Consider the following 10782-nt stretch of genomic DNA (forward strand, 5'->3'; position numbering starts at 1 on the left):
ATCGCGAGCACTGGGCAGGGCTCGCTTAAAAGTCATTATGTTATACTTTTATATCTTTTCAACACTTTTTTGAGGATGCTGATCCAAAAATAAATCTGCTGCGTAAACCGCCCCGTTATGGCCCTTTTTTTAGCTTTCGCTCACCAATTTTGCGCACCGTTGCTCAGAATTCTTCGAGCAAGCGGCCCTTTCCGGTGATCCGATCCTGAATGCCACAGGCCCGCAACGCATGCCATACGGTGGCAATATTGATCGGTATCAGGGGCTTCTGAAGCCAGTGTTCCAGTGTCGGGAATACATCCATGGTGGAGAGGTTGGTACCGCATTGGATGATGGCATCGACGTCGTCGCCGTCGACTTCCCGCACTGCTTGTAAGACGTCCGGGATCGAGGTTTCTGCAATTGCGGTGGCTGACGGCCGGTTCATTCCCTTGACTTTGACCACTTCGAAACCGATATCAGAGAAGAATCGGCGCACATTGTCGTCCCCTACCTGCGGATAGGGCGTGATCACCGAGATGCGCTTGGCCCCGAAGCAGTTCAGCGCGTCCTTGGTCGCACCGGCGCCGGTAGTGAGTCCGAGATCGCCAATCTGGTCACGAATCTCCTGTTCGAAGGCGATATTGCCCTCAAGGCCGCCCCAGAAGGTTTCCGCGGACATGCCCAGCATGATGTGGGAGACCTTGGCCGAAAGGATGTTACGAATTGATACAGGAATCTCTCCGCGCATGATTTCGAGGAAGCGCTCGAACACGGTGTTCTCATCGTCGCCGCTGCGGGACATTTCGTCGGACCAGTTGCGCAACTCGATCCAGAAGCGGGAGGGATGCCAGGTAACGCCATCGAGGCGTATCTGCTGCAGGTCGTATTCGACCCCGGTGTTGGTGGAAGGAATGATTACGCCGATCTGCGCTCGGCGGGCGATCTGATAGTTGTCCATAAAGACTCCCGGATGAACTTCCGGAAGTTATACCGGCCGCTCGAAGCGGCCGGCATGACAAAAATCAAGAATCTCAGGTGGCCGCCGAGGAAGCGACCGGAGCAGCGGTTTCCCCCTGCGGGGCCCGCAGCATAAGGGCGATGAACAGCAGCAGCCCCATCAGGGCGGCACCGAGATAGTAAGGGGAATGCACCCCGATTCCAGCGAACGCGGAGCCGGTCAACGCCGTCCCCACCCCGCGCCCAAGGGTTCCCAGGGCATTGTAAACCCCCATCACCGCTCCGCGGTTACCCGCCACCGCCTCTTTGGACGTGAGCGACTGCATCGAGGTCAGCACCAGGGCGGCGCCAATGGCTTGCGCCACCAGTGCCGCGGCCACTGCTGGCACACTGGCGATCGAGCCGGCAAGCGTCACCAGGATCACCGAAATCCCGAACACCACCGCGCCGGCACGCATCAAACGGCGCTCCCCGAAGGCCCGGGTCAACGGGCCGATCAATCCGCCCTGCACGATCACCATGGCAATCCCGGCGGCCAGCAGTACCGGCACCAGGTCTTTGGGACCATGGGCGATATTGGTGGCGTCGGCCCAGATGGGGAATACGGATTCGACAAACCCCGCCGCCAGGTTGTAGACCAGCACTGCCGCCAGCAACAGGCACAGGCTGCGCCGGCATCCGATCCAGGAAAGGACTTCTTTTGTGGACGGCGCCGACCGCGGGTTTTCTGCACCACCGGGCAGGCTTTCCTTCAGGAAGAACACCACCACCAGTAACGCCGCCAGCGACAACAGCCCGGAAACCATCGCCGGCAACTGTAGATTGGCATCGGCAAAACTGTCACCGGCCAGATAGCCACCCAACGCAGGCCCCACGATAAAGCTGATACCGAAGGCCGCACCGAGCATTCCCATGGCCTTGGCCCGGTCCTGCTCGGTGGTGACATCGGCCACGTAGGCCTGTGCCACCGACAGGTTGCCGGCCATCAACCCGCTGAACAGTCGCGAGACCGCCACCATCCAGACGGCATTGGCAAAGCCGAGCAGCACATAGCCAAGTACTGCGCCCGCAAGGCTGATCATCAGGATCGGTTTGCGCCCGAAGCGGTCGCTGAGCCGCCCCCACACCGGGGTCGAGAAAAACATGCCGATCACGTAGAGCGCCATGCAGAAGGTCGCCATACCGGGGCTGGCACCCAGCTGCAATGCGTAATAGGCCAGGATCGGCAACATGATGGCAAAACCAATCATGTCCAGCAGAACGATAAATACCGCGATCATCATGGTCGCTTCGCCTCCTGGCGATGGTTAATACAGGGATCTGGCTCAGTGCTCTTCCAGCAGCCAGCCCATATTGTCAAAACGATCTTGGATTCCGCAGCTGCGCAGCGCGTGCCAGCAGGTCGCCACGTTGATCGGCAACACCGGCTTCTGCAGCATTTTTTCCATCGCCGGGAACACCCCGAGGGTGGAGAGATTGGTACCCACCTGCACGATGGCATCCACGTCGTCACCGTCAATCTCGCGCACGATATCCAGCACCTGCGGCTCCGGTACCAGCGCGATGGCATCGTGGGCATTGGCACAGCGCAGACCTACCAGGTGCTTGATGCGGTAGCCGGCATCTTCAAAAAACAGCCGCACGTTCTTGTCCCCGACCGGCTGGTACGGGGTGAGGATGGACAGTGTCTTACCCGAATGTTCCGGTACACCCAGCGCCTCCAGCGCGGAAATAACCGCATTGGCGCCGGTGGTCAGCCCTGTGCCCTCCCCCACCAACTCCTGGATGCGGTCGACGAAACCGTCGTTACCCTTGATGCCGCCCCAGAAGGTTTCCGCGGACATGCCCATCATCACGTGGTCGGGCTTGCAGGTCATCAGGCTCTCGATGGAGTCGCCGATGGTTTCACGCAGCCGCTCGAGGAAGCGCATGAAGTTGGCGTCGTCACTGAGGTCCGGGTGGTCGATCATGAAGCGGGTGGTGTGCCAGGTGACGCCGCGCGGCAGCAGGCGCTGGCAATCGTATTCCACCGAGGTGTTGGTGGAGGGAATCACCACCCCAATCTTGGCGCGATGGCCGATATAGTTATCCCGATGGCCGTTGGTCAGCTGCGACCGCTCACGGGTTTTCGACAGATCGATCTGGGTTGGAAATGGCATTTCGGTTTCTCTCCGGGCCGATGGCCGAATAACGGATTTTTCCACTGCAAGTAAGAATTCGCGGGAGCCTTACTGGACCGCCAGACTCTCGCGCACGCAATTGATCATCGAACGCTCCAGCAGGAAGGCACGCGCACGCTCAGGGTCGGCAGCGGTTTCCATCAGCATCTGCTGGCGCTTGCGCTGCACATCCGGGTCGCGGGCCTCCATCAGTTTTTTGTTTTCGATGGTGTGGCGCTGCACAAACTGCACCGCGAGACCGCGACGCTGGCGGTCGTACACTGCAAACGCCGCCTGCGGGTCTGCATCGTTCAACAGCACCTGGATCAGCTTGTCCGCCAGGTTAAAGGCATCGTGCAAGCCGCCGTTCATGCCCATACCGCCCAGCGGATTGTTGATATGGCAGGCATCGCCCACCAGCAGCGCACGCCCCTGGACGTAGGTTTCCGCCACGCGCTGGTTGACGGCGTAGATACTGCGATGGTGAATGTCGTAATCGACACCGCGGTCGTGCAGGCGCTTCAGGCGCGACTGCACAAACTCGTCGGACAGGTAGTAAGCTTCCTCTTCGGTACTGGCCGGGAACACCGGTACCAGCACACGCCAGAGCTTGTCGGTACGCAGGATCACGCACCACTCTTCCGGGTCGGACACATAGTTCACCCAGGAAAAATCCTCGAATACCTGCTCAAACGGAAAGCTGGTGCTGACCACGAGAAACTTTTCGTCGTAGGTAAATCCCATAAAGCCGATGTCGGATTTCTTGCGCACCACACTGCGCGCACCCTCAGCGCCGACCAGGTAGCAACCAGAGAGCCGCTCTTCGCCATCGGCATTGCGCACAATTGCCGTCACGCCATCGGCATCCTGCTCATAGTCCACGAGTTCACAACCGAAGCGCACTTCCGCACAGGAATAAGCCTGCAACGCCTCGCAGACAAACTGGGTGAGTTCGTACTGTTCCAGCTGCAGGCGAAACGGAAAGCGGGTTTCGTCGGCGATCAGGGACATGTCGAAGGTCGCCACCTCACCGGTGCTGCGATCCCGATACTGGTAGCGATCGGCCTTGAGCCCCCGCTCCAGCATTTTTCCGATGATGCCGTCACCGAGGTCCGCAATCATTTCCAGGGACGGCGGGTGAAATGTGGACGCCCGCAGGTCGATGGGTAGACGGTCGCATTTTTCCAGCAGCCGCACAGGAATACCCTGCTTGGCCAGCGACAGGGCCAGCACACAGCCACTGGGGCCGGCGCCGGCGATGATCACGGGTTGCTGTGTAGACATAACCACTCGCCAATATCTGATTTTTGTTTTCGATTGCCGGCTGCGGGCGGCTCACGCCGTCTCGGGCCGGGGTTCCGGTAATAATTCGAGAACCTGGGACAGTGCCATCACGTCGGCATACTTTGCATGCATGTCGAACAGGTTGGCCTTGTGTGCCTCCGGATTGCGGTCGCCTACCGCCTCCCGCGGCACCACTACCGGGTAGTCGTACTGCAGGCCATCCACCACGGTGGCGCGCACACAGCCACTGGTAGTCAGCCCGGTCACCACCAGTGAGTCCACGCCCTGCCCGCGCAGCCAGTCGTCAAGGTTGGTGCGATGGAAACTGCTCGCCCACTGCTTGCTGATGACCGGCTCCCCGTCGCGCGGTGCCAGCCTCGGATCAATCTGCACCCATTCGGAATCCGGTGTAAGCAGATTGAGATGCTGGATGCGGTCGCGAAACACACGCGCTTCGCCGTCGTGGTGATAGACCACGGTGGTAAACACCACCGGCAGCCCGAGGTCGCGGAAGCGCTCCAGCAATACGCGGTTGGCTTCGACTACATCCGGGCAATCGGTACCCAGTGGGCAACGACTACTGGTAAATCCCACCACCATATCCACCAGCAACAGCGCCGGCTTTTTACCGAGACCGAGACTTTTTCGTTCCAGATCCATGCTTAACCGATACCTTGCTTGTTCATGTATTTGGTAGGGACCACAACACCGTCAGCATGCGGCGACAACGTCGAGAAAAAATGGTCGCAAAAGATTGGCGACGGCAGCGGGTTGGCGGTCGCACACATAAGTGCCTGCGTCTTGGGGCAAAGCTGCGGCCCTCCCCTCTGCCAACAACCGTACCGAGGGAGATACCGCGGAACTCAAAACATCCTGGCCACCGGCAAACACCAGCGCCGGGCACTGGATCGTCGCCATTTGCGCCGCCACATCCTGCTCCACCACTGCGCGGTACGAAGCTTCGTAATAGTCGCCACAGGCAAACGCCAACAGTGCCTCTCGCAGGCTGAGGGAGAGCTCTGCCTGCGGATCTTTCGCCCGCAAGCGCTGCCACATCTGCTGCCAATGGGTACCTTCTGCATTCACAGCTAAGGTCTGTGCTGCCCTTGGCAGCGCAGCCTTTTGTTCGTCGGTCAACAAGGTCGGACCACTCAGCGCCAGTGCACGCACAAATGCGGGCTGATCAAACGCGAGCTGTACGGCAATCGCGGCACCGGTATGGTGGCCGAATACCAGCGCCGGGCGATCGAATTTCGAACTCACTGCGCGATAGATGGCATCGGCAAAGCCGGCGATGGAGATCCCACCGGGAAAAGTTGCCGGAAGCGGATCACTGCTGCCGAAGCCGGGGGTGTCGATGGCCAGCACAAAAAAATCATTCGCGAGCAGCGGCATCAGCCTCACGTACATCGCCGACGAACTGGGGGTCTGGTGCAGCAACAGCAGCAGCGGGGATGCTTCGCAACCACAACTGCGAAAATGCAGCTGGGCAAACTCCCCTCCCAGTTCGACATCGAGATAGCCGCAACGGATCACGTGTTGTCCCGGCTCACTCACCGCGGCAGGCTCCCGACGTCGGCGCTGATCCACTTCACCTCGGTAAATTCCTCGGTACTGTAATGGCCGCCACTGCGGCCAACGCCCGACAGCCCTACGCCGCCAATGGGCGCCAGCGCGTTACTCTGAAACGCGTGCATGCCGATGTGCACCGCACCGGACGCGATGCGCCGGGCCGCGTGCAACCCCCACTGCAAGTTGTGGGTCAGCACTGCCGCGGAGAGACCGTATTCGCTGTCGTTAGCAAGTTCGATGGCCTGCTCGAGATCGTCGGCCGCCACAACACTGGTCACCGGGCCGAAGCTTTCCTCGCGCCAGGCGCTACAGGTACGGGGCGGCTCCAGCAATACGGTCGGCTTTACCACCAAACCCTGCTGCAACTCACCTCCGGTGAGCAGCTCTGCGCCCCCGGCAACCGCCTCGCGCACGTGTTCCAGTACTTTTTCTACCGCGCGTGCATTGATCAGCGGGCCGTAGACGGTGCGCTCATCGCGCAGATCACCGAGATAAAGGGACTCCGCCTCCGCCTTCAGCGCGGCAATAAACGGCTGGTAAATTTCCCGCTCGACCACAATGCGCGAGTTCGCCATACAGATCTGGCCGGCGTGGGTAAATATGCCCTGGGCGGCGATCTTCGCGGCCTGTTGTGGATCCGCGTCCCGCAACACCAGCAGTGCACTCTTGCCGCCGAGCTCCAGCTGCATGCGGCGCATACGGCCCAACGCCGACTGCCCCACTGCGATACCGGTATTGGTGGAACCGGTGAGCGCAATACAGCGCACGCCGGGGTGATTGATCAGCTCCGCGCCGCACTCGGCACCGAATCCGGTGACCACACTCACCGCCGCCGGAGGCACACCGGCATCCAGCAGTAAACGGCCGAATGCCAGCGCCGTCAGCGGAGTTTCTTCCGAAGGCTTGATCACCAGGCTGTTGCCGGCGGCCAGCGGAAAGGCACACATTTTTGTAAGCAGTGACAGCGGTGCGTTGTAAGGAGAGACCACCGCAACCACGCCAAGTGGCTCGCGGATAACCATGGAAATGCGGCGCGGGTCATCGTTGGGAAATGTCTCCCCATACAGCCGGCGCGCCTCGCCAGCAGCGGTGCGCAAAAGATCTACGGTATAGGCGATCTCGCCGCGCGCCTTGGTAACGGTGGAGCCGCTTTCGTCGATCAGGGTATCCAGAAAACGCTCGTGCCCTTCCCTGGCTACCAGCTCTGCTGCTCGCAATAGCGCTGCTTCCCGTTCCGCCGGACGCAACCGATACCAATCGTCGAAGCCGCGAGCCGCGGCTCTTACCGCACGGTCTACATCGGTGGCGCCGGCGCGCGGCACCTGCCCCAGCACCGCCCCGCTCGCCGGAGCGGTAACCTCAAACGTGGCACCACTTGCCGCAGATACCGCGTCGCCGCCGATCAGCATCTTTGTATTTTCCATATTGGCTCAGCCCGGCTCTTTTTCTGCAGTTGATGCTGGGCTTTTCTCCGCAGCTTTATCTGCAACGCCAAACAGGCTCTGCTCAGCGCCTTCCACTTCCATCTGCGCCGCCATCAAACGGCCGCGCTCGGCGGGAAATGCCTGCACGATGCCCATGGTCAGTTCGCGCAGGAAACGTGCGGGGTCACCCATGGTGCCGGAGGTACCGCTGGCCTTGAGCGCATTGGCGGCGATACTGAAACCACACTCCGCGACCACGCCCTTGCACAGGCGCCACTGTTTGATCACTTCGTGCTTGGAGGCAATTGGGGGCTCGCTGGTTTCCAGCTGTAACTGACGACGCAGCCAGAGGAGTGACGTCTGCAGATCCACCATCATTTTGCCAATCAGCTCCTGCTGATAAGGCGCGGTGCCGATAGGCTTGCCGGTGTCGGCAAATTTTTTCTCGGTCAGGTGATGCAACACATTCTGGTAGGCGGTATGCGCGGCACCGGCATAACCACAGACCGCGGCCATCTGGTTGCCCACGAAACTGCCTCGGCTCATCTGCATACAGCGGGTGAAGCCACCAGGAATGGCCAGCGCCAGTTCATCCGGCACGAAATAGTTTTCCAGCACGATGCCGCCGGAACTGGTTCCGCGCATGCCAATCGCATCCCAGGGTGCACGCGGGCGCACACCTTCACCATCGCGATCCACAAAGAAGGTGCAGAGCCCTTCTGCCGTGTCGTAACCGGCAAGGCTCGCGGTTACCAGGTATTTGTCCGCAACACCGGTGCCGGTACCAAAGGATTTCACACCGTTCAGCAGATAACCGCCGTCCACCTTGCGCGCCTCGGTGCTGATGGTGACCGCGGCCTTCTCCGACTTCACTGATTCGCTGGCAAAATTCGCAAACCAGAAACCGTCACGCCCCATGCCGTAAAGCACACGCTCGGCAAACCGCCGCACCACCGGTGCTTCCTCGTCGTTGAACAATCCGGCTTCCAGCGCTTCCATCGCCAGCAGCCCGCGCGAAGCGGCGCTGCAGTGGAAAAAGAACGCAAGTGCGGTGGACGGGCAGGCAGAACCGAGCGCAAAGCAAGCGGCCGCAAGATCCCGCAAGCCGCCGCCGAGCCCACCGTATTCGGTGGGAATGATCAAACCAAGCAGTCCCGCCTCGCTGAAATGGCGCACATGCGGCATATGAAACTGGGCACTGGCATCCACCTCGCGCGCCGCTTCCCGCACCGCGGGCAGTACAGATTCAACCACTTTCGCGCGGGCGCGTTCCGCCTCACTCATATCCTCGAGCAGTATTTCACCGGTCAGCTTCATCGCCATCTCCTTCCCGCTATCCCCTACCCATTACCGAAAAAAATTCACCAGTCCTGTGAGACCCGGATTTTTTTAAACATTGTTTTTCAACAGCGCGCGCAATGCGGCACCGTTTTCGGCACCGATAAGGCCGCCGATCTGGTTCCAGACCTTGTCTACTGCAGGGTCAAAAATAATTTCCCGATTGCGACGATCGCGCTCGGCAAGACGCGCGCTGTCGACAGCATCCAGGGCCGTCTCGCTCACACCTTTTTCCAGCAGCGAGAACCAGTGCGTCAAATAGGCATCGACCGTAGTGTCGATATTGGAAAATGCCGCTTCAGTCGCCCGGTGTGCCAGCATCCAGGGTGACATCACTGCCAGCTGACGCGGATCGAGCTGCGCCTCACTGAGACCGTCGATCGCACGCCCCGCCTTGCAGGCGTCCGTCAACGGTGTGAAGACCTCATCCATGTAGGCGAGGTTTGCACCGAGATCGACACGGGGAATCAGGTCGAGGTGGAAAGCCCAGTGGCCGCCAGCGCCCACGGAATCCAGAGTGAAGTGCGGCACCGGGCTCTCACCGGGGGTAAATGCAAATAGCATGTGGGAGTCGAGACCGATCTGCGGCACCACGATGGTACAGGTGATCATCTGCTGCAGCGGACCACCGGAATAGACGCGGACTTCGCCCACCTTGCCCTGCGCCATGGGCGCATGACTTTCCAGGGTCATGTATGGACCGTCATCGTCACCGGGAATTTCGGTGAGCCCGAGTTTTTCAATAACCCGGTCGCGGGTTTTCTGTGCCAGTGCCTGCGGCAGTGATGCTGCGCTCATAGGGGACTCCGGACGTATTTATTCTGTTGAGTCTGATTGTCGGCAAGTCGCGGTGGTACCACATTGATAAATCTCAATAAGGCACCATCCAAAAACTCACCGGGATAGGTATTGAAACAATGGCGCGGGAAGCAAGCTCCCCGCGCACCCCGGCGTTAAACCGCAGTAATCGGACCGCACAATTTCCACGGGCGATTGGTTACCAGATCGGTATTGCGGGAGACCTCTTTGTTTTCGGCCGCCGCGGGGTAAAGCGTCACCGCCAGCAATTTCTCTCCGGCGGGCAACTGGTACAGCTCTGGCTGACTCAGCAGGCCATCAAAGGGCCGCTCCTGCCACGGCGTCAGCACGGTAAAGTCCCGCTGCAGCGCGGTGGCAAACCCCTGCCCCAGCGGTGAGCCAATCGCGGCGGCGAGCAGGTTAATACGGTTTTCCGCAGAGCGTTCCAGCAAACCGGTACGCAACTCCCACGCCTCCATGGGTTCCAGCGGTACCACCGCGGTATCCACCCCGGCCATCGCCAGTAAACGGAAGCTCTCGGGATAGATACTGTCGTCGGATGTCATCACGGCAACACGGCCGAATGGCAGCTCCAGGGTTTTGAATTCATCCACTGGCGCGGACCACGCAAAGCGCACACTGCGGTGCACCTGTGCCTGGGCCAGCAACACGCCCTCGGCACCGATCACCAGCGCGCAATAGCGGGGCTCACCATCCTCACCGCGCATTGGCAGTGAAGTGGCGACGAAACCCCCAGTCCCACAACACTGCCGCAGGGTCTCCACCACTTCGCCGGCGAAATCCAGCGCCGCCGGCAGGTCTGTAACGATGGTGTCAGCGTCCAGCAGCGGCGGTACCGCGACCAGTGCGGCGCCGCCGGCGATGGCCTCGGTCACCAGGGACGCGGCCTCACGCAGGCCCTCCCGCCCGCCCAGCAACGGGTCCACTAGCGCGGCGGCAAGCTCGGCAGCCCCCTTCCACTGGGGATAAGGCTGGTTTGCCGGATCCTCAGAAATCGCCCGGTAAAGCTCCGGGCGGCGGCTGGCAATTACATCGGTACCGTCGGCGCGACACTTGTCATCCGCCTCAGACGGGTCGATATCCGCAAAAACCACCTCCTCTTGGTCCATGGAGGCACAGGCCAATACGGTGCCGTCCGGTGCGACGATCTGGCTTTCCCCCGCACCATGGAGGAACTTCAGCGGGATACCGGTAGCCTCGCTCACCGGAACCAGGATCGGCTCAGGCACCAGCGGACCCACCTTGTT

General features: G+C 60.6%; 10 protein-coding genes. All 10 read right to left on the reverse strand.

Going from position 1 to position 10782, the window contains the following annotated elements:
- Positions 1–163: 163 nt before the first annotated feature.
- Entirely contained in the window at positions 164–940 is a 777-nt protein-coding gene (locus VIL80_RS05275; RefSeq protein ID WP_332035103.1) for a maleate cis-trans isomerase family protein, read from the reverse strand.
- 73 nt (positions 941–1013) lie between these two features.
- Positions 1014–2222, reverse strand: coding sequence for an MFS transporter (locus VIL80_RS05280; RefSeq protein WP_332035104.1), 1209 nt, complete (start codon positions 2220–2222; stop codon positions 1014–1016).
- Between the two features lie 42 nt (positions 2223–2264).
- Positions 2265–3098 carry a maleate cis-trans isomerase family protein gene (locus VIL80_RS05285; RefSeq protein WP_332035105.1) on the reverse strand — a complete coding sequence of 278 codons (834 nt, stop codon included), beginning with the start codon at positions 3096–3098 and terminating at the stop codon, positions 2265–2267.
- Between the two features lie 69 nt (positions 3099–3167).
- Positions 3168–4382, reverse strand: coding sequence for an FAD-dependent oxidoreductase (locus VIL80_RS05290; protein ID WP_332035106.1), 1215 nt, complete (start codon positions 4380–4382; stop codon positions 3168–3170).
- A gap of 51 nt (positions 4383–4433) precedes the next feature.
- Complete coding sequence (locus VIL80_RS05295) at positions 4434–5042, reverse strand: isochorismatase family protein (RefSeq protein WP_332035107.1); 609 nt, start codon at positions 5040–5042, stop codon at positions 4434–4436.
- A gap of 51 nt (positions 5043–5093) precedes the next feature.
- Entirely contained in the window at positions 5094–5939 is an 846-nt protein-coding gene (locus VIL80_RS05300) for an alpha/beta fold hydrolase (protein ID WP_332035108.1), read from the reverse strand.
- On the reverse strand, positions 5936–7378 hold the full coding sequence (locus VIL80_RS05305; RefSeq protein ID WP_332035109.1) for an aldehyde dehydrogenase family protein: 1443 nt from the start codon (positions 7376–7378) through the stop codon (positions 5936–5938). The genes VIL80_RS05300 and VIL80_RS05305 overlap by 4 nt, the downstream gene beginning before the upstream one ends.
- 6 nt (positions 7379–7384) lie before the next feature.
- On the reverse strand, positions 7385–8695 hold the full coding sequence (locus VIL80_RS05310) for an acyl-CoA dehydrogenase family protein (RefSeq protein ID WP_332035110.1): 1311 nt from the start codon (positions 8693–8695) through the stop codon (positions 7385–7387).
- Positions 8696–8767: 72 nt separating this feature from the next.
- Entirely contained in the window at positions 8768–9514 is a 747-nt protein-coding gene (locus tag VIL80_RS05315) for a hypothetical protein (protein WP_332035111.1), read from the reverse strand.
- 155 nt (positions 9515–9669) lie between these two features.
- On the reverse strand, positions 9670–10782 hold a 1113-nt coding region (locus tag VIL80_RS05320), incomplete at its 5' end, for a nitrilase-related carbon-nitrogen hydrolase (RefSeq protein ID WP_332035112.1).

The sequence above is a fragment of the Microbulbifer sp. genome (genome assembly GCF_036563125.1).
Classification (GTDB): domain Bacteria; phylum Pseudomonadota; class Gammaproteobacteria; order Pseudomonadales; family Cellvibrionaceae; genus Microbulbifer.